The sequence below is a fragment of the Streptomyces sp. 2P-4 genome, from assembly GCF_030167965.1.
GTDB lineage: Bacteria > Actinomycetota > Actinomycetes > Streptomycetales > Streptomycetaceae > Streptomyces > Streptomyces globosus_A.
In genome coordinates, this window is record NZ_CP095011.1 from 117,367 (window position 1) to 140,026 (window position 22,660).

Genomic DNA, 22,660 nt, shown 5'->3' on the forward strand with positions numbered 1-22,660 from the left:
CTCCGAGGGTCCGGAGCGGTCCCCCGCGTACGGGCGCGGCGGGATCCGCGATCCGGCCTCGACGACGCGCGGGACGCCGAGGCGGCATGGCGGGAGGCCTGCAGGCTGATCCGCCGGCACAACCTAGGCTGACCCCATGGATCTTCAGGCCGAACTGCTCGAACACCCCTACTCCGCCTACGAGAAGCTGCGGGACGCTGCGCCCGTCTGCCGGATCACCGGCACCGACGGCATGCCGGCCTGGCTCGTCACCCGGTACGACGACGTGCGCGCCGCACTCGCCGACCCGCGGCTGTCACTGGACAAGGCCCACGCCAACGAGGGCAGCTACCGCGGGCTTTCCCTTCCGCCGGCCCTCGACGCCAACCTCCTCAACATGGATCCGCCCGACCACACCCGCATCCGCAAGCTCGTGAGCCGCGCCTTCACCCCGCGCCGCACCGAGCAGTTGCGCGCGCCGATCCGCGCGACCGCGGACCGGCTCCTCGACGACCTCGGCCCCGCCGGTACGGCCGACTTCGTCGCCGCGTACGCCGCGCCGCTGCCCGTGATCGTCATCTGCGACCTGCTCGGCATCCCCGAGGACCGCCGCCTCGACTTCCGCGCCTGGACCGACACCCTGATCGCCCCCGACCCGAGCCGGCCCCGCGCCGCGAAGGAGGCGGTGGTGTCGATGCTCGGCTTCCTCACCGAGCTGATCGGCCACAAGCGCAGCCGCCCCGCCGACGACCTCCTCTCCGACCTGATCGCCGTACGCGACTCCGACGGCGACCGGCTCGGCGAGGACGAGCTGATGTCCCTCGCCTTCCTCATCCTCTTCGCCGGCTACGAGAACACCGTCCAGCTCATCGGCAACGCCGTCCACGCCCTCCTGGAACACCCCGCACAGCTGGAGCTGCTCCGCCGGGACCCCGCGCGGCTCCCGGCCGCCGTCGAGGAGTTCGCCCGCTACGAGGGGCCCGCGCTGCTCGCCATCCGCCGCTTCCCGACCGAGGACGTCACCATCGCCGGGGTCACCGTCCCGGCCGGGGAGACCGTCCTGCTGTCCCTCTCGGCAGCCAACCGCGACCCGGCCCGCTTCTCCCGCCCCGACATCCTCGACACCGGCCGCGACACCTCCGGGCACCTCGCCCTGGGCCACGGCATCCACTACTGCCTCGGCGCTCCCCTGGCCCGCGCGGAGACCGAGATCGCGCTGGCCGCCCTCCTGGAGCGCTTCCCCGTCCTCGAAGCCGCGGGCGCCCCGCGCCGACGCCCGTCGCTGCGCGCCCGCGGACTGGCCGAACTGCCCGTCCGGTACGCCGCCGAGGCAGCCCTTCCCGTCTGAGGGGACGGCGGTCAGGCCGCCGCCGGGCCGAGGCCGCCCGCCGGGAGCGGTGACCGGCGTGCGGCGGACCTGCCCCGCCGGCTGCGACCATGGGGCCATGCCCCACGCCCTCGTCACCGGCGCCACCTCCGGGATCGGCGCGGCCTTCGCCGAGCAGTTGGCCGCCGCCGGGTACGACCTGACGCTGGTCGCCCGCGACCCGGACCGGCTGGCCCGTACGGCCGACGCCCTGCGCCGCAGCCACGCGGTCCGCGTCAGCGTGCTCGCCGCCGACCTCGCAGCGGACGAGGGCTTGGCGCGCGTCGCGGACCGGGCGGCGGCGGAGCCGCTCGACCTCCTGGTGAACAACGCCGGGTTCGCGCACCCGGCCGGCTTCCTGCGCGTGCCGGCGGCCGACGAGGTGCGCATGCTGCGCGTGCACTGCGAGGCGGTGCTGCGGCTCACCCATGCCGCCCTGCCCGGCATGAACGCACGCGGCCGCGGCGGGATCGTCAACGTCTCCTCCCTGTGGGCGTTCTTCCCGCGCAGTACGTACGGGGCGTCGAAGGCCTGGATCAACGCCTTCAGCCGGAGCCTCTCCGACGCGCGGATCGCCCGTCCGGGCGTGCGCGTCATGGCGCTCTGCCCGGGCTACGTCCCCACCGCGCTCCACGAGCGCTCGGGCCGCGACACCTCCTCGATCCCCCGCGTGATGTGGACCGGCGCGGACTCCGTCGTCCGGACGGCGCTGCGCGACCTGGAGCGGGGCCGGACCGTCTGTGTGCCCGGCGCCCCCAACAAGGCCCTGGTGGTCCTCGGCCGCCTGGCCGGACAACGCTTCGCCGGCCGCGTCCTCCAGCGCCTCGGCTCCCGCCCGCCCCGCCCGGCCCCGTGACCGGCGGGGGGCCGCGCGCGCCGGTTTCCCGCGCCCCGGGGTACAGGAACCGGACAGTCCGGGGGGCTCGGTGCGGCGGCCCGCCCGCCGCGGGTTACCTTGCCCGCATGATCGTCGGCGCGGTGCCGGTGACCCAAGGGGCGGGGGAGTTCGGATCATGGCCGTTCAGGTGTTCGGCGGTGGTGGTGGGCGGCGGCTGCGGGTGGGCTTCGCGGGCGGGGTGGCGGCATGCACCGTCCTGCTGTCGGGGTGCGCTCCGTCGGCGGAGGGCGGGAAGGCGGGCGGGCCCGCGTCCTCGCCGCCCGTGTCTCCCCCGGCCCCGGCCCTGGTGATCGGCAAGGAGCAGGCCGAGAAGGTGTTCAACACCTTCGCCTGGGAACAGTCGCAGTTCCGCAAGCCCGGAGGCCAGGAGGGGATCGCCTCGGTCGCGACGGATCCGCTGCTCGCGGAGTACCGGGCGCGCGCGGGGGTGCCGTTCGACCGCGGTACGGCGCCGACGCCGCAGACCGGTCCCGCGTACCTGATCCCGGCGGAACGCGACTGGCCCGGATACCCCCGGTGGTTCGCCGTCGTGTCCCGGAATTACGGCCAGAGGGTGGAGCGGGCCGCGATGATGACCTACTTCACGCAGGCGGAGCCGGGCGGCCAGTGGAAGGCGGCCGCCATGACGTGGATGCACGACAAGCCTGACCCGCAGCTCGCAGAGGGCGAGTTCGAGGACCGCGGGTACGAGCGGTTCGGCTTCGCGGTGCGGGACAAGGAGGTCGCCGCGGTCACCCAGGGCGCGGGCGGTGCCGCCGTGGCGGCGCCGGCCGCGGAGGAGGACCGCCGGGTGTGCGGGCGGTACGCGGACTACCTTTCCTTCACAGCCCCGAACGGCGACCCGGAGAGCGAGCACTTCGCGCCCGGCGAGCTCACCGCCGACGTGGTCCGCGACTACAACCATCCGGAGCAGGAGTCGGGTGGCATGCGGCGCAGCTACCAGCTGGAGGTGACCGGCCCGGCCCTGCCGGTGCTCCGGTTGGCGGACGGCAAGTCGCTGGTGACCTGCTCGTTCGTCCGGACCGACCACTGGCAGGGGTCGTCGTGGAAGGTCCGGTTCGGGAAGGACGACCCCCGCAACGCGCTCCTCGGCGGGGGCTCCACGTACTGGCGGAAGGCGACGATACGGCACAGCATGACGGTCACCTTCGAGGTGCCGCCACAGGGGAAGGCGGACGTGGTGGGCTGCAACTGCCGGAAGCCGGCCCTGCTCTCCGCCGAGGGCACCGCCGCGTAGCGGCGGCGCCGGCGGCCTGCCGTCGGGTGTCACAGGGCGGTGTCGGGGATCCAGGAGCCGTGGATCATGGCCGGGACGCGCCGCGGGAGGTGGACCGCGGCGACCGGCGGCAGGTCCAGGTCCGAGGCGTCGAGGACCAGGAGGCGGGAGCTGTCGGAGTTGAGGTCGCCGACGACGGTCAGGAGGTACCCGGCGTCCTCGTCACCGCCCGGGCCGGCGGGGACGAACACGGCCTCGCTGGGCAGCCGGCCCGTGCCGAACGGCTTGGTCTGGCGGGCGCCGGTGGCGCGGTCGTACTTCACCAGGGCGTGGGTGCCGTCGCCGAGGTCGTCGGGGAAGGACAGGGCGTACTGGTACCGGTGCTCGCGGCCGGTGTACGCGTCGTTGATGGTCGGGAACTCGACGGTCAGGTCGTCGGTGTGCTCCTGGGTGACGCGGCCGGTGCGCAGGTCGGCGGTCCAGCGGGTCGCGCGGGCGCCCGAGTTGGGCTCGGCGCCGCGGTCCGGGGCGCCGGTCCACCAGTTCCAGGAGCGCTGCCAGCCGCGGCGGCCGACGGCCGGGCCCTCGACGACGATGCGGCCGGAGGCGTCCTCGTAGGCGTTGGCGAGGTGCATGGCGTAGCCGGGTTCCAGGTCGAACCACCGGATGTGCGAGGCCCCGCCCTCGCCCCGCGGCATCACACCGATCCGGGCGGGCTGCTCGTCGCTCCAGGCGTACGGGATTCCCGAGCGCTCGGAGGGGTCGAAGGCGACCGATCCCTCCAGGAAGACGACGTGGCGCTCGGTGAGGGCGAAGTCGTGCTTGAGCGCGGCGGTCGCGCCCGGCACCTCCTGGCTGCGCAGCACCGTCCCGTCCGGTGAGGAGACGTGGTGGATCAGGAACGGCGGGAGGGGTGAGGAGGCGAAGAAGTGGAGTTCGCCGGTGGCCGGGTCCTCCTTGGGGTGCGCGGTCATCGCGGAGGTGAGCCTGCCGTTCCAGTCGAAGGCGCCCACGGTCTCCAGCTCGGGCGTCAGCTCGAAGGGCAGGGCGGACTCGCACAGGGCCAGGAGGCGGCCGCCGTGCTCGATGACGTGGGTGCCGGCGGTGCTGGCGGTGAGGTCGGGTCCGTGCTCGGTCATGTAGGGCGCGCCGTCGAGGGCGGGGGTGTGGACCCAGCGGTTGCGGTACCACTCGGCGCGGCCCTCGCGGAGGCGGATCCCGTGGACCATTCCGCTGCCCTTGAACCAGTGGGTGGGGGTGATGCCGGGCTTCGGGTTGTGGCTGTTGCGGATGAGGCGGCCCGTCAGCTCGGGCGGCAGGCTGCCTTCGACGGTGAGCCCGGTGGCGGTGGTCTCGTCGGCGACGGGGGCGTAGTGGCCGGTGAGGTACGGCTTGGCGGTCATGGCGGGCGGTCCTTCCGGGGTGGCGGGGCGGGGTGTGGTGGATGGTCGTGCGGTTCTGCGGGCGGCGGCCGGTCAGGGGCGTTCCGCGGCCGCCTTGAGGGCGGCGAGCCAGAGTCCGAGGGACTCGCGGAGGGCGTGGCGGGCGGCGTCGGGGTCGGCGTCGACGGGGGGCCCGCTCCAGGACTCCTCGGTGCGGACGGCGACCGTGCCGTCGCCCGCGTCCTCGAAGGTCCAGGCGTGGATGCCGTCGATGCCGTGGGCGGGGCCGCCCCAGACGAGGCGCCGGCCGGGAACCGCCTCCAGGACGGTGGAGGTGATGTCGAGTCCGTGGGTGTGCCAGTGGAAGACGGTTCCGACGGCGAGCGGGCCGGCGGGCTCCGCGCGGCTGATGCCGGGGTTCCAGGCGGGCCAGGCGGCGATGTCGGTGTGCAGGTCCCAGAGGCGGTCGAGGGGTGCGCGGACGATGGCGGTGAGCCGGACGACGGCGGGCGCGGACTCGTCCACGGTGGCTGTGTGGCGGCGGGCGGGGCTCTGCGGGTTCAACGGCGGGCTCCTTCGGCGGTGTGGTCGGGCGCCGGGTCCGGGCGGGTGCCGGCCGGGTCGCGGCGGAAGAGCAGCGGGGTGAGGGCCGCGGCCGCGGCGGCGGTGGCGGCGGCCAGCAGGAAGGCGGCGCGGTGGCCGTCGGCGAGGGCTGCGGGGCCGGCGGCGGGGTCGCCGCCGGTGACGGCGGCGGCCAGGGTGCCCGTCAGGGCCAGGCCCACGGCGCCGCCGAGCTGGCGGGTGGTGTTGACGAGCCCTCCGGCCACCCCGGAGTCGGCCGGGGGGACACCGCCGACCGCCGCGCCGGTGAGCTGGACGAAGGCCGCGCCGAGTCCGAGGCCGATGAGCGCGGTCGGGCCGGTCAGGGCCGCCGGGCCGGTGGCCGGCGAGCTGAGGAGCGCGAGCCAGGCGAATCCGGCCGCCTGGGCGAGGAGGGCCGCGGCGAGGGTCCGGTGCGGGCCCAGTCGGCGGGCCGACCGCGGGGCCAGCCAGGATCCCAGCATGGTGGCGGCGGCGAGCGGGAGTTGGGCGAGGCCCGCGGCCAGGGGGCCAAAGCCGAGGACCTCCTGCTGGAGCAGCGGCAGGTGGAAGAACAGTCCGACCCAGACGGCGCCGACCAGGGCGCTCAGGAGGTTGGCGGGGGCGACGAGCCCCCGGCGAAGCAGCCCCGGCGGCACGAGCGGCGCCGGGTGCCGGCGCTCGGCGTACAGGAACAGGAGGAAGAGGAGTACGGCGGCGGCGAGCGGGCCGAGGACGTACGGGTCGGCGGGGCCGTGGGTGCGGACGGCGGTGACGCCGTGGACGAGGGAGGCAGCGGCGGCGGTGACGGCGAAGGCGCCGAGGAGGTCGGGGCGGGGCCGGACCGCGGCCCCGAGCGGAGGGGCCGGGTCGGCGGGGACGCGGCGGAGCGTGGCGCCGAGGACGAGGGCCGCGCCGAGGCCGCAGGCGTGGAAGATCCAGGGCCAGCCCAGCACCTCGGCCAGGACGCCGCCGAGCAGCACACCGGCCGCGCCGCCCGCGCCGGAGACTGCTCCCCACACGGCCAGGGCACGGGCCCGGGCGCTGCCGGGCGGGTGGAACCGGACGACGAGGGCGAGGCCGGCGGGGGCGGCCGCGGCGGCGCCGACGCCCTGCGCGGTGCGGGCGGCGATGAGCACCCCTGCCGTGTCGGCGAGTCCGGCAGCCACGGAGGCGACGGCGAAGAGGCCCAGGCCGGCGGTCAGGACCCGGCGGGCGCCGGCCAGGTCGGCGGCCCGGCCGCCGAGGAGCAGCAGGGCGCCGAAGGCGAGGCCGTAGGCGTTGACCACCCAGGACATGCCGGTGTCGGACAGTCCCGCGCCGTCCCGGATCTGCGGGAGGGCGACGTTGACGACGGAGGTGCTGAGGACGACGACGAACTGCCCTGCGGAGAGCACGGCGAGCGGGTACCTGCCACCGGCGGCGTGCGGCATGGCGGGTGTCTCCCTTCGTAAAGTATGTGTGATTGACCACTCACTTCGAGGGCCCGAGAGAGGGCGGCGTGCCGGATGACCGGCAGCCGCCCGTCCGGAGCCCGGGACGCGGCCGCGGGGCTCAGTAGTGGGTGATGCCCGCGGCGAGGATGCGCATCCACGGGGCCTCGGCCACACCCCCCGCCTCCCCCGCGCCGGCGACGCCGAGCGAGACGACGAGATGGCAGAGCATGCCGACCGCGAAGAACTCCTGCACCTGCCGCTCACTCCCTCCGGACACCCCGCGGACGTATTCGACGACCTGGGCATACCCGGCGCGTACCGCCTCGCGGATCACCGGCTCGGACACGGCGGCCGCCTGGGCGTGCAGTTGGACGAGCAGCAGTTCGTTGTCGCTGATCAGTCGGGCGTACGCGTCGCCCATGGACGCGAGGACCGATTCCGGCGAGGCCCCCTCCGCCTCGGCCGCGCCGCGTTCGAGGGCGGCGCGCACCTGGGCGAAGCAGTGCTCGACGACCGCTGCGAACAGGGCCTCCTTGTTGGGGAAGAGCCGGTAGACGTAGGCCTGCGAGATCCCGGCCGCCTTGGCGACCTCCGTGGTCGTGGTGCCGAAGTACCCCCGGGCCGCGAAGGCGCCGATCGCGGTGCGGAGCACGGTTCCCCGGCGCTCGTCCGCGGTGGAGAGCCGGCGCCGCCCGCCGCCCTGCTGCTCGGTCTGCTGTCCCGTCTGCATATGAGTAATAAACCACTCACACCTGCGGGCGTCAACCCTCGCCGCCGCGCCGCGGGCCGCACCACCCGTGCGGGCGCTCCGGGACGGCGCCGCCTCCCGACGACGCGCCGACGCCGGCCGCCGGGCATTCCGCGAGCACTGAGTCCCTCTAGGCCGATCCGATGAGATGACCGCAACTTGCCGCCGCGTCGGCTCCCGGTTCACCGAAAGCGGGAGAAGCTCCATCTGGTTCCGGCCGGATCCCACACACGTTCGTACGAGGCACACCTGTACGGAGACGTACGGAAGAGGAGCAGAGCTATGCGTTCTGTACAGCGGGCGACCAGGCGTACCTGGGGCATGCGGGCCTTCGCCCTCCCTGCCGCCGTCGTGTTGGCGGGGCTGGCTTCGCCGGCCGTGGCGGCGGGGCCGGTCCCGGTGGGCGGCGAGGGGGACCGCGGCGGAGGAGCGGTCGCCGCGCCCGTCCCCGGGCCCGAGGCCGCCAAGCCTGCGGCCGGCGCCGTGGACCAAGGCGACAAGGACGACAAGGACGACGGCAAGGACAGCAAGAAGACCACCAAGAAGCCCAAGACGACCAAGGGCGAGAAGGGCGACCGCGGCCCCAAGGGCGAACGCGGTGAGAAGGGCGAGCGCGGCGAGCCCGGGCCCAAGGGCCCGAAGGGCGACAAGGGGGAGAAGGGCGAACGGGGCGAGAAGGGGCCGAAGGGCGACCGCGGCCACGACGGGCCGTGCGTCGAGATCGACACCGTCTCCTACACCCCGGACGGCGAGTTCAGCGTCGCCCTCAACCACGACCGGGCCTTCGTCGGCTACCGCAGCAGCCTGTACGCGCCGTACGTGTGGCGGGACCTCTCGACCCGCGACAACCCGGGCTTCCCCCGCAACGCCTGCGCGGCCTCGGTGTCCCTCGGCGTACCGGCGGCCGGCCCGCAGGTGTACGTGAAGGTGATCACGCGGGGCGGCGACGTGTACGAGACGAGCTGCACCTACACGCTGCCCGTCACCCTGGACACGCTCGTCTGCCCCTACGGCTGGACGGCCCTGGCGACACCGCGCCCCACGCCCTCCCCGACGCTGCCCGTGCCGACACCGGCGGGAGCCGGCGCGGAGGGAGCCGATGCGGGCGCGGCGCCCGCACCGCAGCCGGTGCCGAAACCCGCCCCGCATCCGGCCGGCAAGCCCGCCGAGGAGGGCCCGGTACGCCTGCTGCCCGCACCGGGCGTCTGATCACCGCACCTCGCCGCCGCGTGGCGCCCTGCCGGGGCGCGACGCGGCGGCTTCGCGGCTGCTGCGGGGCGCGCGGGTGTCAGCCCGCCTGTTCCGAAGCGGCGGAGGACAGGTCGCGTCCCCAGGTGGTGATCAGGCGGGCGCTGCCGTCCGCGAGCCGGTAGGACATGCCGACGACCGCGGTGCGGCCCGCGGCGACCCGCTCGGCCAGGGCGCGGGAGCGCTCCATCAGGAGACTGACCGTGTGGCGGATGTGCTCGTCGACGATGTCGTCGCCGGACGTGAGGCCGGCGGCGCGGGCGGCCAGGACGCTGGGCGTGACCCGCTCGATGACGTCGCGGACGAATCCGGTGGCCGTCACACCGTCCTGGAGCGCGGAGCGGGTGGCGGCGACGGCGCCGCAGGAGTCGTGGCCGAGGACGACGACGAGCGGGGCCTCGAGGACGCTGACCCCGTACTCGATGCTGCCCAGCACCTCGGTGCCGGCCACGTGTCCGGCGGTGCGGACGACGAACAGGTCGCCCAGCCCCTGGTCGAAGATGATCTCGGCCGCGAGGCGGGAGTCGGAACAGCCGAACACGACGGCGAACGGGCGCTGCCCGGGGGCCGTCTCCGCGCGGCGGGCGGCATCCTGGTTGGGGTGTTGTGGCGTGCCGGCCACGAACCGCTCGTTGCCGGCGAGCATGGTCTGCAGGGCCGTTGAGGGCGTGAGGGTGTTGGCGTCGGTCATGCGAGCAGACTACGGCCCCCTTCCGCACGCCGTACCGGCGGGTGGGCGATCTTTCTCGGCGCGTCAGGCCCGGGGCGCGTGCCCCGGCGGACGGGGGTGCTGGCCGGGGCCGGTGGGCGACCCGCTCAGCGGGGTGGGCGACAGGGTCGCGGGCTCCTCGCCCGCCTCCAGGAGGGTGTCCGCGGAGCCGACGATCAGCGGGTCGGGGTGGCCCACCGCCTTCTCGTCCTTGCTGGCGTAGTCGATCCTCCACAGCAGGCTGCGCATCGCCTCCAGCCGGGCGCGCCGCTTGTCGTTGCTCTTCACGACGGTCCAGGGCGCGTGCTCGGTGTCGGTGGCGCGGAACATGGCGACCTTCGCGTCGGTGTACGCGTCCCACAGGTCGAGGGAGGCGAGGTCGGTCGGCGAGAGCTTCCACTGGCGCACCGGGTCGACCTGGCGGATCGCAAAGCGGGTGCGCTGTTCGGAGCGGGAGACCGAGAACCAGAACTTGACCAGCAGGATGCCGTCGTCGACGAGCATGGCCTCGAAGGCCGGGCACTGGTGCAGGAAGCGCTCGTACTGCTCGTCGGTGCAGAATCCCATCACGCGCTCCACGCCGGCGCGGTTGTACCAGGAGCGGTCGAAGAAGACGATCTCCCCCCGGGCGGGCAGGTGGGCGGTGTAGCGCTGGAAGTACCACTGGCCGGCCTCGCGCTCGGTCGGCTTGTCGAGGGCGACGATGCGGGCGCCGCGGGGGTTGAGCCGCTCGGTGAAGCGCTGGATGGTGCCGCCCTTGCCGGCGGCGTCGCGGCCCTCGCAGATCACGACCACCCGGGCTCCGGTGTCCTTGACCCAGCGCTGGAGCTTCAGCAGCTCGATCTGCAGGATGCGCTTGGCGCGCTCGTACTCGGGCCGGCGGATCTTGCGGGTGTACGGGTAGTTCTCCCGCCAGGTGCGGATGGGCTGCCCGTCGGCGTCGAGCAGGACCGGCTGCTCGGGCCGGCTGGCGTCCACGCTGAGCCCTTCGAGGAGCGCCCCCTCGGGGCCCGGAGCGGGCCGCCCCGGGCCCTGCCGCCGGCCGCCGTCGTCTTCCTGCCCCTGCCCCTGCGCGTCCATGGCGGACGTATACCCCCGGGCCGGGCGGCGCTATCGCCGGCCTGCGGTGTCGTACGCGTATGCCGGCCGGTCGGCATACGGGGCCGGGAACGGCCAAGGAGGTAAAAACCCGGCCGCCCCTGTCACGCGGCGGTCCGGCCGGGGAATGCGCGCAGGTATGCCCCAGATGATCAGCACGCTCTCCCGCTTCGCCGGCCGGCACCGCGAGCCGGTCGCGGTCCAGGCCCTGCGCTCCACCGCCGCCGCCGTCATCAGCTACGTGATCGCGCTGCGGCTGAGCAGTGAGCCGGCGCCGCTCACCGCACCGCTGACCGCGCTGCTCGTCGTCCAGGTCACCCTCTACTCGACGCTGACCACGGGCATCCGCCGGGTGAACTCCGTGGTCGCCGGGGTGCTGATCGCGATCGGCTTCAGCGTCCTGGTGGGGCTGACGTGGTGGAGCCTGGGCCTGGTCATCCTGGCGTCGCTGCTGGTGGGCCACCTGGTGCGGGTGGACGAGTTCGTGCCGGAGGTGGCGATCAGCGCCATGCTCGTGCTGGGCGTCACCCAGGTGGCGGACACCGCCTGGGACCGGGTGCTGGAGACCCTGATCGGGGCAGCGGTCGGACTGCTGATCAACCTGCTCGTCGCGCCTCCGGTGTGGGTCGGCCCGGCGAGCAGCGCGATCACCGACCTCGCTGCCCGGATGAGCCGGCTGCTGGGCCACCTCGGCGAGGACTGGCCGTCCGGGCGCGCGAAGGTGGAGGAGGCCGCGGCCCGGCTCCACGAGGCGAGGCGCCTCGACAACGACATCGCGCTGGTGGACGCGGCCCTGCGGCAGGCCGAGGACAGCCTGAGGATGAACCCGCGGGTCAAGGAGGGCCTGCTCTCCCGGCTGGTGCTGCGGACCGGGCTGGACACGCTGGAGATCTGCGCGGTGGTCCTGCGGGTGGCCTGCCGGACGCTGACCGACCTGGCGAAGGCCCGGCCCGACAGCCCGCTGTTCACCGCCGAGGTCAAGGCGGCGCTGCGGGAGCTGCTGGACCACACGGCCCGGGCGGTGGAGAGCTTCGCCCAGCTGATCACCGCGCAGGTCAGCGCCAACGCGGAGAAGGCGGAGGAGCGGCTGGCCGGGGGGCTGCTGGTGGCCCGGGCGAGCCGCGACCGGCTCGCGGACCTGATGCTGGCGAAGGTGCAGGAGGATCCCGCCGAATGGCAGCTGCAGGGCGCGCTCCTCGCCGAACTGGACCGGGTACTGGACGAGCTGGGCGTGGACAAGCGCTCGCAGCGCCTGCTGGAGGAACTCGACCGGCACACCCGTGCCCGGCGCGCGGGCCGCTTCGCCCGGCGCGGGCGGGACGGCGCGGAGCGGCGCGCGTGATCCGGGGCGGCGGGCCCAACCGGCGCGCCGTGCAAGGCAGTCGGCCCCTCCCCCGCCGGCGGCGCCGCGGTCGCGCACCGGGGGGTGTTGCGAAAGTCCCGCACGGCGCCCGGCACGCACTCCCGCCGCACCGGCCGAAGCCCCGAGTACGCCCCGTACGAGGGGTTTCGCCCGGCACACCGACAGCACGCACCGGACACCGCGGGCACCGCACAGGACCTGCGCAACACCCCCTAGGATCGGGAGCATGCCGCTGACCATGGACGACGTCGACCGCTTCGAGGCCGCGAGGCCGCGCCTGGAGGCCATCGCCTACCGCATGCTGGGATCCGCGGGCGAGGCGGAGGACGCCGTGCAGGAGACGTTTCTGCGCTGGCAGGCCGCGGACGTGGCGCTGATCGAGGTCCCCGAGGCGTGGCTGACGAAGGTCCTCACCAACCTGTGCCTGAACCAGCTCTCCTCGGCCCGCGCCCGCCGCGAGACGTACGTCGGCCAGTGGCTGCCGGAGCCGCTGCTGGAGGGGGACCCGATGCTCGGCCCGGCGGACACCGCGGAGCAGCGCGAGTCCGTCTCGTACGCGGTACTCGTGCTGATGGAGCGGCTGTCGCCCAACGAGCGGGCGGTGTACGTGCTGCGGCAGGCCTTCGACTACCCGCACCGGGAGATCGCCCAGATCCTCGACCTGACGGAGGCGGCCAGCCAGCAGGTCTTCCACCGGGCGAAGAAGCACCTCGCGGACGGCAGGACCCGCACCGGGATCGACCGGGCGGCGGCCCGGCGGGTGGTGGAGGAGTTCCTCGCGGCCGCGACGAGCGGGGAGACCGAGCCGCTGGTGCGGCTGCTGACCTCCGACGCCATCGCGGTCGGCGACGGCGGCGGGAAGGTCCCGGCCCGTGCGAGGGCCTTCGAGGGCGCGACGGCGGTCGCCAGGTTCATGCGGGGCCTGTTCAGGCCGACCCCGGCCAAGCGGAAGCTGGTCGGCGGCGCGGCGGACATGTACGCGACGACCGCGAACGGGGAGCCGGCCGTCGTGGCGGTCGTCGACGGCCGGGTCATCGGCGTCATCTGCCTCCAGGTCACCCCGGAGGGCATCGCCGCGTTCCGCAGCCAGGTCAACCCGGACAAGCTGGAACGGGCCACGGAGGCCTGGGCGTCCAGGCCCCACGGGGAGCCCCTGCTGCGCGCGTTCTAGTGCTGTGGCCTTCCCGGCCGCAGCACCAGGTGTCCTGTCCCGGGAGGTTGTGGACGGTGCGCCGGTCACGCACGCTCGCGCTGCCCGGGCAGTGGTCCGGTGGAGGGAGGCGGCGTCAGCGCCTGCCGGGGCGGCGCCAGTCCTCGCTGTCCAGGTGGGAGCCGGCCATCGGGCCCATGCGGAGCATTCCGCCGTCGACCGCCCAGGAGGCGCCCGTCACGTACGAGGCGTCCGGGCCGGCCAGGAAGGCGATGACGGCGGCCACCTCGCGGGCGTCGCCGGGGCGGCCGAGGGGGACGCCGGGGCGGTGTTCGCGGTGCACGTCGGTGTCCTCCTGGCCGGTCATGGGGGTCGCGATCTCGCCGGGGGCCACGGCGTTCACCGTGATGCCGTGCTCGGCCAGTTCGAGCGCCATCACCTGGGTGAGGAGGCCGAGGCCGCCCTTGGCGGCGCAGTACGGTGCGGAGCCGACGCGGGGCTGGTGCTCGTGCACGGACGTGACGTTGACGATGCGGCCCCCGCCGCCCTGGGCGATCATGCGGCGGGCGGCGTGCTGCGAGCACAGGAACGGGCCGACCAGGTCGACGTCGAGCACCTCGCGCAGGGTGCCGAGGCCGATGTCGAGGAACGGGGTGGCCGTGCCGGTGCCCGCGTTGTTGACCAGGACGTCGAGGCGGCCGAGTTCGTCGGCGAGGTCGTCGACGACCTGTGCGGCGGCCGGCAGGTCGGTCAGGTCCAGCCGGGCGACGGCCGCCCTCCTGCCGTGGCCTCGTACTTCGGCGGCCGTCTCCCGGGCTCCGGCCTCGTCCGTGTGCCAGGTGATGCCGACGTCCATCCCGGCCTCGGCGAGGCGGGCGGCGGTCGCCCGGCCGATGCCGGAGTCCGCGCCGGTGACCACGGCCGCCCGGGGAGCGGGCTGGGGCTGTGACATGGGCCTGTCCTCCTGCCTGTGCGAGGGTGTCGTCCCCCGGGCGTGGGATCCGGGGCGGTCCGCGCCTGCCCGCCGGCCGGCCCGGCAACCCCGCCGGCGGCCGCGGAGCCGACTCACTCTGCCGGCGGCTGCGGCCACAGGTCGCCCGGGCCGTCGACGACCCGGGCGCCCATGTTCTCCGCCATCATCCGCAGGGCCGCCCCGGCGAGGTCCGGGTGGATGTGGGCGACCGCGTTCCGCGGCACGACGACGTCGAGGCGGCGGATGTGCGCGTCGAGCGCGGAGTACAGCACGCACTGCTCGGTCACCTGCCCGACGAGCACCAGGCGGCCGACGTCCATCGTGCCCAGCAGGTAGGCCAGCGGCGTCTCGAAGAACACCGAGTGGCGGGCCTTGACGACGAAGAGGGAGTCCTCGTCCGGCAGGACCGGCTCCACCAGTTCGGGGTGTGCGCCCGCCATCGCGATGTCGGCGATCTGGCCGTGGTGGGAGCGCCACTGGCCGAAGTTGTCGTTGACGTAGACGACGGGCACCTGCGCGGCCCGGGCGGCGGACAGCAGCTCCACGATGCGGGGCAGTGCGGTGCGGACGGACGGGACCAGCAGGTCGGCGTCCTCGTGCCGGTAGGGGTTGAGCATGTCGATGACCACGACGGCCGTGTTGTCCATGCCGTCGAATCTGTGGCGCGGGCGGGGCGGGGGCGGCCGCCACGCCGCAGGCGTCCCCCCATCGGCCCCCGTCCGGCGCGCCGGACCGGGCCGGGGCGAAATCCCCGGGCGGGGCCGGCGGCGAAGCAGCCCGGCCCGTGCCGGCGCAGGGCTGCGGGGTGGAGGAGCAGGGCTTGCGGCGGAAGAAGGGTGCGTCAACCGGCCGAGCGTGGGCAAGCGAGCGGGCATGACAGGAAACCAGCTCTCGTTACTGGCCGCCGAACCGGCCCCGCCGGGGCCGGTCTGGCTTCATCTGCTGCTGCTCGCCTTCGCGTTGGGTGTGCTCATCCACAGCCTGGCCGGGGGCCGCTGAGCCGCTCCGGCCGGGCCGCCGCATCCCGAGAACCGCCGAGAAAGGAACCGAAGCCCATGACCGGGAACATCTGGGTCTACCGCCTCGCCGTCGGCCGCCTGGAGGGCGTCGACCTGACGGGGTACAAGGTCGAGGCCGTCGACGGCGGCATCGGCAAGGTCGACAAGCACTCGGACGAGGCCGACGCCTCCTGGATCGTCGTCGACACCGGGCCCTGGATCTTCGGCCGGCAGGTGCTGCTGCCCGCCGGGACGATCACCCGCATCGACGCCGCGGAGCGGAAGATCTACGTCGACCGGACCAGGGAGCAGGTCAAGGACGCGCCGGAGTTCGTACGGGAGAAGCACCTGGGCAGCGCCGACCACCACCGGGAGGTCGGCGGCTACTGGGGCGACGCGCCCCTGGGCCGCTTCTGACGGCTCCCGGGCGCGGCCGACCGGGTGAGGTTCGGTCACGGGTGGCCGAGCACCGCACGGCGTTTCGGCCGCACGCCCCGCGCAGGTCGGGGAGGGTGGGGAACCGCAGGCGGCTCGCCGTGGGCCGCCGTCCGCCGGGAGTGTGAACCATGCGCCGACCTGTTCCCGTCGTCCTTGCCGCCGCCGCACTGACCGGGGCGCTCGCCGTGCCCGCCGCCGCGGCGGACCCGGCTCCGATCACCTCGCCGTATGTCCAGGCCGCGGCCGACGTGAGCCCCTCCGGGGTGCTGAGGCGGGCGAAGAACATCGACTGGGTGCGGCACATCGACCGCGGCCGGTACTGCGTCAACGTGGCAGACCAGGTGAACCTGGCGTTCAGCATCGTGCAGGTCGAGCTGCCCAACTCCAACCGCCGCAGCTTCAGCACCGCGCCGAACGCCGTCTGCGGCACGAACTCCGTGACGGTGTACACGTACGACCTGAACGGCAGCTACGTCGACAACGCCTTCACGGTCGCCGTCCTGTAGCCGCGGGCGTACGGCCTGCGGGCGCGCCGAACCAGGCGGCGAGCCGGTCTTCCAGGCCCTCCCGGTCGCCGCCGACCCACGCCACGTGCCCGTCGGGCCGCAGCAGCAGGGCGGGCACGTCGTCCGGGTCGCCCAGTTCGGGGCACGGGTCGACGACGTGGTCGACGCGGTCCGCCCAGCCGTCCGCGGTGAGCCGGCCGGTCCGGTCGAGGAGCAGGCCCCGGGCCGTGCGCATGCGGTCGTACAGGCGGCCCTGCTGCAGCGGCACGTCCCGCAGGCGACGGCCGAGCAGGTCGTGGCCCTCACCGAGGTCGTAGCGGACCCCCACCGCCGTGATCATGCCGGTGACGTAACGGTTCACCTCCTCGAAGTCCATGAGCGCCGAGAACAGCTTCCGCAGTGCGGCCGCCCCGGGATCGGTGCCCAGCAGGGTGATCTGCGCCCGCGTGTTCTCCAGGACGGCGGCGCCCACGGGGTGCCGTTCGGCGTGGTACGTGTCCAGCAGCCCTTCCGGGGCGCGGCCGCCCACCTCCGCGGCCAGCTTCCAGCCGAGGTTGAAGGCGTCCTGGATGCCGAGGTTGAGCCCCTGGCCGCCGGTCGGGGGGTGGATGTGCGCGGCGTCGCCTGCGAGGAGGACGCGGCCGACGCGGTAGCGCTCGGCCTGGCGGGTGGCGTCGCCGAAGCGCGACAGCCGGCGCGGTGAGTGCGCGCCGAAGTCGGTGCCCGCGACGGCGCGCAGCTGCCGGGTGAACTCGTCGAGGGTCGGTGCCGCGGAGCGGTCCTCGGCCACCCCGTCGGCGGGGACGACGACGCGGTAGCGGCCCTCCCCGAGCGGGGCCGCCGCGAACCGCAGCTGCGTGCGCTGTACTTCCGCGACGACGGCGGCGATCTTCTCCGGGGCCTCGGCGAGCTCCATCTCGCCGAGCAGGGTCTCGACCCTGGTGGGCTCGCCGGGGAAGGCCACCCCGAGCCGGCCCCGCACGACGCTGCGGGCGCCGTCGCAGCCGACCGCGAAGCGCGACCGCATGCGGGTTCCGTCGGCCAGCTCGACGGTCACCCCGTCCGCGTCCTGGTCGAGTCCGGTCACGGCTCGGCCGCGGTGGATGCGGGTGCCCAGTTCGAGGGCCCGCTCCTCCAGCAGCCGCTCCGTGACGGGCTGCGGGACGGCGATGCCGTACGGGTGCGCCGTGTCCAGCGTGTCGGGCCACGGCTTCACGATGCCGCCGAAGAGGCCGCCTGCCCGGAACGTGTCGGCGGAGGCGAGGAAGCGGTCCAACAGGCCGCGCTGGTCCATCATTTCGACGCTGCGGGCGTGCAGGCCCTGGCCGCGGGACTGCCCTGTCGGCTCGGCCAGCCGCTCCAGGACCGTCACGTCGACGCCGTGCAGCCGGAGTTCGGCCGCCAGCATCAGGCCGGTCGGTCCGCCGCCGACCACGATCACATCATGCATGGGTACGCCCGTTTCACGGGAGGGGACACGGCAGTCGGCCGCCGCGCAGCCCTCGCCCACCCCGCACACGCACCCGGCAAAGGGGCTGCATACGGTACGGACACGGCATTTCCGCGGCTTCCGACCCAGGCCGGCCATTCTGCGGCCGCACCTGGGCCTTGCCGCAAGCCCCCCTGTGCGCTATACGTTGAGAGTGGCGAGGAGTCGACTGGGACCCTCGCCTTTGTTTTTGGCCGCCCGCTGCGTGCCGACGGCGCGCGGCCGCGACTGGACCCCCGTCCCGGTCGCGGCCCCGCGGTCGTACCCCCATCCTCTGCCGGGCCGCCCGGCCGCCCCAGGGGCATATCCCGCCACCGGGGGGACCCTGCGCGCCATCGCGGGGACCGCTGACGCCATGAAGGGGGCATCCTGCGCCGGGCTCCCGCGAAGGGCTTGTGCCGGAACCTGCCTTATGCTCACGCCCTGTGGTTTCGCATGCGCATCCGGGGACGACCTCCTCCGCCCTCACCCGACTCAGCGTCAACGCCGCTTCCCTGCTCGGCGTCCCCCGGGCCGGGTACGGCCACCTGCTCGGAGTGGCGGCGGAGCACCTCAACGACGACCTGTGCCGGACGCCCGCGGCCACGAGCAACCGGATCGCGGAACTGACGACGGCCCATGTGCCCTGGACGGAGCTGTCCCTGCTGCTGGCGCAGCAGTCGGCCCTCGGGACGTTCGGGGTGTGGGACTACCTGATCACCTCGGCGCCCACCCCGCTCGAAGGGATCCGGGACGCCGCCGCCTACCTGGCCGTCGTCGCCGACACCAGCACCGACACCCTCCGCGTCACGGAGGACGGCGAGCAGGTGACCCTCAGCCACGTCAACCACGCCGACATCGCCCACGAGGCGGCCTGCGCCGTCCGCGGCTACGCCCTGGGCCTGTACCAGCAGCGCCTGAGCGAGGCCGCACGGCGCCGGCTCGTCCCGGTCCGCGTGACCGTGGCGGCCGAGGCCCCCCGCCGGCACGACGCCCTGACCGAGCTCTACGGCACCCGCGCCATCGACTTCGAGGCCCCCGTCAGCTCGATCACCTTCCTGGCGTCCGACCTGAGGTCGCCGACGCCCCACGCCCAGCCCGGCCTTTCCGCGGTGCTCCGCCGGCACGCCGAGCAGACCCTCGCCACCGCGATCCCCCTGCACGACTGGCTGGACCTGTTCCGCACGGCACTGGCCTCCGCGAACGACGGAACCGGCCCGTCGCTCGCCGGGGTGGCGCGGCGGATGGCCGTCAGCACCCGCACCCTCCAGCGGCGCCTCGACGAGCACGGCACCACCTGGAACGGCGAACTGGAGACGCTGCGCCGGGACCGGATCACCCGGCTGCTCCACACCACCGACCTCGGGATGGACGCGATCGCCGCCCGCAGCGGCTACGCCGACGCCCGCGCCCTGCGCCGCGCGGTCCAGCGCTGGTACGGCACCACGCCGGCGGCCCTGCGCAGCGCGGCGCGCGGGTGCCCGGACGCCGTCCGGCCTCAGGGCCTGTGTTGAGTTGCCCCGCGGCGTCGCGACGCCCGGCACGCACCCTCCGCACACGAGCCGAGGGCGGCACTGCCGGGAAACGGCTCCGGCCGCCCGGGAGACCGGGCGGCCGGAGTGTGCTGACGTGCGGGGAGGGTCAGCCGGCGAGAAGCGTGAGGGTGTCGATCACGCGGTTCGAGAAGCCCCACTCGTTGTCGTACCAGGCGACCACCTTGACGTGGCGGCCGTCGACGCGGGTGAGCGCCGAGTCGAAGATCGAGGAGGCGGGGTTGCCGACGATGTCGGCGGAGACCAGCGGGTCCTCGGAGTACTCCAGCACACCGGCGAGGGGGCCCTCGGCGGCGGCGCGGTACGCCGCCAGGATGTCCTCGCGGGTCACGTCGCGCGAGACGGTGGTGTTCAGCTCCACGATCGAGCCGACCGGGACCGGGACGCGGATCGAGTCGCCGGACAGCTTGCCGTCGAGGTTCGGCAGGACGAGGCCGATCGCCTTGGCGGCGCCCGTGGTGGTGGGCACGATGTTGACGCCGGCGGCGCGGGCGCGGCGGGGGTCGCGGTGGGGGCCGTCCTGCAGGTTCTGCTCCTGCGTGTAGGCGTGCACCGTCGTCATGAAGCCGTGCTCGATCCCGGCGAGGTCGTCGAGGACGGCGGCGAGCGGCGCGAGCGCGTTCGTGGTGCAGGAGGCGTTCGAGACGATCGTGTGCACGGCCGGGTCGTAGGCGGAGGTGTTCACACCGAAGGCGAGGGTGACGTCCGCACCGTCCGACGGCGCGCTGACCAGGACCTTCTTCGCGCCGGCCTTGATGTGGGCGGCGGCCGCGGAGGCGGACGTGAAGCGGCCGGTCGCCTCCAGCACGATGTCGACGCCCAGCTCCGCCCAGGGAAGCTGCTCCGGCTCGCGCTCGGCGAGGACCTTGATGCGGCGGCCGTCGACGACCAGGACGTCGCCGTCGACGGTGACCGGGCGGCCCAGGCGGCCGGCCGTGGAGTCGAACGCGAGCAGCCGCGCGAGGGTGGCCGGCTCGGAGAGGTCGTTCACGGCGACGACCTCGAGGTCGGTGTGGCGTTCGAGCAGCGCGCGCAGCACGTTGCGTCCGATGCGGCCGAACCCGTTGATGGCGATGCGAGTCATGAGCGGTGTCCCCTTCTGTTCGGCACCAGACTCGCCTGCCGCGCCAGGCCGGGACAGTGGCGTGATCGCCATGGTTCAAAAGGATCTCGCCAGCCGAGTGGGGGCCGCAGTCGATCGCTACTCGCCGCGGGTGAAGGTGCGCCGGTACTCGGTGGGGGTCGTGCCGAGGATGCGCTGGAAGTGCAGCCGCAGGTTGGCTCCCGTGCCGAGGCCGACGTCGGCGGCGATCCGCTCGACGCTGCGCTCCGACCGTTCGAGCAGCTCGCGGGCCCTGTCGATACGGGCCCGCATGATCCACTGCATGGGTGTGTAGCCGGTGTCGTCGGCGAAGCGCCGCGAGAACGTCCGGGAGGAGACCGCCGCATGCTCGGCGAGCGCCTCCAGGGTCAGCGGCTCGGCCAGCCGGCGCAGCGCCCATTCGCGGGTGGCGGCGAACCGCTCCCCGAGGGGTTCGGGCACACTGCGCGGAAGGTACTGCGCCTGGCCTCCGCTGCGGTACGGGGCCGCGACCAGGCGGCGCGCCGCGTGGTTGGACGCGGCGACCCCGAGGTCGCCGCGCAGGATGTGCAGGCACAGGTCGATGCCCGAGGCGGCGCCGGCGGAGGTGAGCACGCTGCCCTCGTCGACGAACAGGACGTTCTCGTCGAGCCGGATCCGCGGGTGTTTCGCGGCGAGTGCCCGCGCGTAGTGCCAGTGCGTCGTGGCGCGCTTGCCGTCGAGGAGGCCCGTCGCGGCCAGGGCGAAGGCGCCCGTCGAGATGGCGGCGAGCCGGGCGCCCCGCTCGTGGGCGGCGGTCAGCGCAGCGAGGACGTCCTGCGGCGGGTCGTCCCGGTCGGGGAAGCGGTAGCCGGGGACGAAGACGATGTCGGACCAGGCCAGCGCGTCGAGCCCGTGGTTCACGTGGTAGGACAGCCCGTCGCCGCCCGTGACGAGGCCGGGGGCCGCACCGCACACCCGCACCTCGTACGGCATGCTCGCGCGGGTGGTGAAGACCTGGGCGGGGATGCCGACGTCGAGCGGTTTCGCTCCTTCGAGGACGAGGACGGCGACGCGGTGCAGACGGGAGGACGACACCCGTCCGAGGGTACGCGCAGACGCGGCGGGCGCGGCGGGGCGGGCGGCCTGCCGTCAGCCTGGATGCCACTCGACCAGGAGGATCGTGGCGTCGTCGCGCAGCCTGTGCTCCTGGTGCCCGCGCACGAACTGGATCAGCCGGCGCAGCGCCTCGGGGGCGGTGTCCCCTGCGGCCGTCGAGCGGATGACGGTGTCGACCAGGCGCTGCTCGCCGAAGATGCTGCCGTCGGGCCCGCGGGCCTCGGTGACGCCGTCGCTGTAGATCAGGACGCGGTCGCCGGGCTGCAGGCGTTCCCGGTGCAGGGTCGGCGGCGCCTCCCTGTGGAAGCCCAGTCCGAGCGGCAGCTGCGGGGTCCGCTCCAGCACCCGGGGCAGCACGCGCCCGTCGCGGATGAGCAGCGGCGGCGGGTGGCCGCAGTTGACCCAGGTGAACTGCCCGCCCGCGGTGTCGAGGTGGGCGATGACGGCGGTCATCAGGCGGCCGGGGATCCACTGCTCGAGGGTGCGGTCGATGGTCCGGGCGATGTCGGGGAGGGTGCCCCCGGCGCGCCGCGTGGCCCGGCAGGCGGCGAGCCCCGTGGCGCCGGCACCGCCGGAGGCGAGGTCGTGGCCCATCGCGTCGAGCAGGGTCAGGTGCAGGCCGTCCGCGGTGAAGCTGTGGTCGAAGGCGTCACCTCCGATGTCGTACGCCGGCTCCAGCACCGCGGACGAGGTGGCCTCGGCGGTGCCGATGGTCCGCGGCGGCAGAAACGCCCACACCAGCTCCGCCTGGACGGTCATGGGGCGCAGCCGCTCCCGCTTCACCACCAGGTCGTTGTACGGCGACTTCGACATGAGCACGAGCGTCGCCAGCGACGCCAGGGCCCGGCTCACGTCCAGCAGGGCCGGGGGGAAGACGGGCGCGGTCGCCTGCATGACGCCGACCCGTTCGATGCCGTCGATCATCGGCACCCAGGCGGTGCCGCCGTCGCGGGGCACCTGGACCTGCCGGGTCCGGTAGGCGAGGCCGCCGAGCGAGGAGTCGATGTCGAGGGCGTCGGCGTGGCCGCCCGCGCCGGGGCCGGTCTGGGGCAGCGCGACGAGCCGGACCTGCTGGAGGTCCGCCACGTAGAGGCGCGTCCCGGTCAGCCCGAGGTGCTTGCCCGCGGCCTCGACGAGGTCGGGGACTTCGCGCGCGGCCACGCGGTGCGAACGTTCCAGCAGCTCGGCGAAGACGGCGTCGCTACCGGTCACGGCGGCTCCCCTCGTCGCGCTGGGCCCGCGGCGCCGCCGCGCGTGCTGCCGGCGCGCGCGTGGACATGCCGTTTCTCCCGGGCGGGGCGCCACCCGGGTGGGCCACCTCCAGAGTGCCCACCTTCCGGGTGGGCCGCCATTCGCGGTCGTGCTCCGCTTCC

The 22,660-nt window shown here is 74.5% G+C and carries 22 protein-coding genes; 10 read left to right on the forward strand and 12 right to left on the reverse strand.

Going from position 1 to position 22,660, the window contains the following annotated elements; translation table 11 throughout:
- Window positions 1–136 precede the first annotated feature (136 nt).
- The 3 genes from MUK52_RS00570 to MUK52_RS00580 all read left to right on the forward strand — a co-directional run bounded on the left by MUK52_RS00570 (window position 137) and on the right by MUK52_RS00580 (window position 3,480).
- Window positions 137–1,327 carry a cytochrome P450 family protein gene (locus tag MUK52_RS00570; protein WP_284574083.1) on the forward strand — a complete coding sequence of 397 codons (1,191 nt, stop codon included), beginning with the start codon at window positions 137–139 and terminating at the stop codon, window positions 1,325–1,327.
- A gap of 97 nt (window positions 1,328–1,424) precedes the next feature.
- Entirely contained in the window at window positions 1,425–2,201 is a 777-nt protein-coding gene (locus tag MUK52_RS00575) for an SDR family NAD(P)-dependent oxidoreductase (RefSeq protein WP_114055798.1), read from the forward strand.
- A 157-nt stretch (window positions 2,202–2,358) separates the two neighbouring features.
- On the forward strand, window positions 2,359–3,480 hold the full coding sequence (locus MUK52_RS00580; RefSeq protein WP_284574087.1) for a DUF8094 domain-containing protein: 1,122 nt from the start codon (window positions 2,359–2,361) through the stop codon (window positions 3,478–3,480).
- Between the two features lie 29 nt (window positions 3,481–3,509).
- Here MUK52_RS00580 and MUK52_RS00585 read toward each other — a convergent pair whose 3' ends face one another.
- From MUK52_RS00585 to MUK52_RS00600, 4 genes are all read right to left on the reverse strand, one after another.
- Window positions 3,510–4,862, reverse strand: coding sequence for a carotenoid oxygenase family protein (locus tag MUK52_RS00585; RefSeq protein ID WP_114055796.1), 1,353 nt, complete (start codon window positions 4,860–4,862; stop codon window positions 3,510–3,512).
- Between the two features lie 72 nt (window positions 4,863–4,934).
- Window positions 4,935–5,405: an SRPBCC family protein gene (locus MUK52_RS00590; RefSeq protein WP_216827085.1), complete on the reverse strand. Its 471-nt coding sequence runs from the start codon at window positions 5,403–5,405 to the stop codon at window positions 4,935–4,937.
- The gene (locus tag MUK52_RS00595; RefSeq protein ID WP_284574088.1) at window positions 5,402–6,853 is read right to left on the reverse strand and encodes an MFS transporter; all 1,452 of its coding nucleotides are present in this window, start codon (window positions 6,851–6,853) and stop codon (window positions 5,402–5,404) included. The genes MUK52_RS00590 and MUK52_RS00595 overlap by 4 nt, the downstream gene beginning before the upstream one ends.
- 121 nt (window positions 6,854–6,974) lie before the next feature.
- Complete coding sequence (locus MUK52_RS00600) at window positions 6,975–7,586, reverse strand: TetR/AcrR family transcriptional regulator (RefSeq protein ID WP_284574090.1); 612 nt, start codon at window positions 7,584–7,586, stop codon at window positions 6,975–6,977.
- A gap of 300 nt (window positions 7,587–7,886) precedes the next feature.
- On the opposite strand from MUK52_RS00600, the gene MUK52_RS00605 reads away from it, so the two are divergent.
- Window positions 7,887–8,813: a hypothetical protein gene (locus MUK52_RS00605; RefSeq protein WP_284574091.1), complete on the forward strand. Its 927-nt coding sequence runs from the start codon at window positions 7,887–7,889 to the stop codon at window positions 8,811–8,813.
- 79 nt (window positions 8,814–8,892) lie between these two features.
- Here the strand turns inward: MUK52_RS00605 and MUK52_RS00610 are convergent, their stop codons facing one another.
- Together MUK52_RS00610 and ppk2 are read right to left on the reverse strand one after the other, a co-directional pair.
- Window positions 8,893–9,543, reverse strand: coding sequence for a carbonic anhydrase (locus tag MUK52_RS00610; RefSeq protein ID WP_114055792.1), 651 nt, complete (start codon window positions 9,541–9,543; stop codon window positions 8,893–8,895).
- A gap of 63 nt (window positions 9,544–9,606) precedes the next feature.
- A complete protein-coding gene (gene ppk2 / locus MUK52_RS00615) occupies window positions 9,607–10,641 on the reverse strand; it encodes a polyphosphate kinase 2 (protein ID WP_284574092.1) in 1,035 nt (344 codons plus the stop codon).
- 166 nt (window positions 10,642–10,807) lie between these two features.
- On the opposite strand from ppk2, the gene MUK52_RS00620 reads away from it, so the two are divergent.
- Complete coding sequence (locus MUK52_RS00620) at window positions 10,808–12,001, forward strand: FUSC family protein (RefSeq protein ID WP_284574093.1); 1,194 nt, start codon at window positions 10,808–10,810, stop codon at window positions 11,999–12,001.
- Between the two features lie 247 nt (window positions 12,002–12,248).
- Window positions 12,249–13,193 carry an RNA polymerase sigma-70 factor gene (locus tag MUK52_RS00625; RefSeq protein ID WP_114055789.1) on the forward strand — a complete coding sequence of 315 codons (945 nt, stop codon included), beginning with the start codon at window positions 12,249–12,251 and terminating at the stop codon, window positions 13,191–13,193.
- Between the two features lie 115 nt (window positions 13,194–13,308).
- On the opposite strand, the gene MUK52_RS00630 is transcribed toward MUK52_RS00625, so the two are convergent.
- The gene (locus MUK52_RS00630; RefSeq protein ID WP_114055788.1) at window positions 13,309–14,124 is read right to left on the reverse strand and encodes an SDR family oxidoreductase; all 816 of its coding nucleotides are present in this window, start codon (window positions 14,122–14,124) and stop codon (window positions 13,309–13,311) included.
- Window positions 14,125–14,237: 113 nt separating this feature from the next.
- The gene (locus MUK52_RS00635; RefSeq protein WP_114055787.1) at window positions 14,238–14,792 is read right to left on the reverse strand and encodes a cysteine hydrolase family protein; all 555 of its coding nucleotides are present in this window, start codon (window positions 14,790–14,792) and stop codon (window positions 14,238–14,240) included.
- 226 nt (window positions 14,793–15,018) lie between these two features.
- On the opposite strand from MUK52_RS00635, the gene MUK52_RS00640 reads away from it, so the two are divergent.
- The 3 genes from MUK52_RS00640 (at window position 15,019) to MUK52_RS00650 (ending at window position 16,087) form a co-directional block, all read left to right on the forward strand.
- Window positions 15,019–15,144, forward strand: a complete 126-nt coding sequence (locus tag MUK52_RS00640) for a hypothetical protein (protein WP_263406993.1) — start codon at window positions 15,019–15,021, stop codon at window positions 15,142–15,144.
- Window positions 15,145–15,200: 56 nt separating this feature from the next.
- A complete protein-coding gene (locus tag MUK52_RS00645) occupies window positions 15,201–15,560 on the forward strand; it encodes a PRC-barrel domain containing protein (protein ID WP_114055786.1) in 360 nt (119 codons plus the stop codon).
- A 149-nt stretch (window positions 15,561–15,709) separates the two neighbouring features.
- Window positions 15,710–16,087 (forward strand): hypothetical protein, encoded by a 378-nt coding sequence (locus MUK52_RS00650; protein ID WP_114055785.1) that lies wholly within the window; start codon window positions 15,710–15,712, stop codon window positions 16,085–16,087.
- On the opposite strand, the gene MUK52_RS00655 is transcribed toward MUK52_RS00650, so the two are convergent.
- Window positions 16,068–17,537: an FAD-dependent oxidoreductase gene (locus MUK52_RS00655; protein ID WP_114055784.1), complete on the reverse strand. Its 1,470-nt coding sequence runs from the start codon at window positions 17,535–17,537 to the stop codon at window positions 16,068–16,070. The genes MUK52_RS00650 and MUK52_RS00655 overlap by 20 nt on opposite strands.
- 464 nt (window positions 17,538–18,001) lie before the next feature.
- On the opposite strand from MUK52_RS00655, the gene MUK52_RS00660 reads away from it, so the two are divergent.
- On the forward strand, window positions 18,002–19,069 hold the full coding sequence (locus MUK52_RS00660) for an AraC family transcriptional regulator (RefSeq protein WP_162793209.1): 1,068 nt from the start codon (window positions 18,002–18,004) through the stop codon (window positions 19,067–19,069).
- A 127-nt stretch (window positions 19,070–19,196) separates the two neighbouring features.
- Here the strand turns inward: MUK52_RS00660 and gap are convergent, their stop codons facing one another.
- The 3 genes from gap to MUK52_RS00675 all read right to left on the reverse strand — a co-directional run bounded on the left by gap (window position 19,197) and on the right by MUK52_RS00675 (window position 22,499).
- Entirely contained in the window at window positions 19,197–20,192 is a 996-nt protein-coding gene (gene gap / locus MUK52_RS00665; protein ID WP_284574098.1) for a type I glyceraldehyde-3-phosphate dehydrogenase, read from the reverse strand.
- 117 nt (window positions 20,193–20,309) lie between these two features.
- Window positions 20,310–21,266, reverse strand: coding sequence for a GlxA family transcriptional regulator (locus MUK52_RS00670; RefSeq protein WP_284574101.1), 957 nt, complete (start codon window positions 21,264–21,266; stop codon window positions 20,310–20,312).
- Between the two features lie 54 nt (window positions 21,267–21,320).
- Complete coding sequence (locus MUK52_RS00675) at window positions 21,321–22,499, reverse strand: PP2C family protein-serine/threonine phosphatase (protein WP_114055780.1); 1,179 nt, start codon at window positions 22,497–22,499, stop codon at window positions 21,321–21,323.
- Window positions 22,500–22,660: the final 161 nt, after the last annotated feature.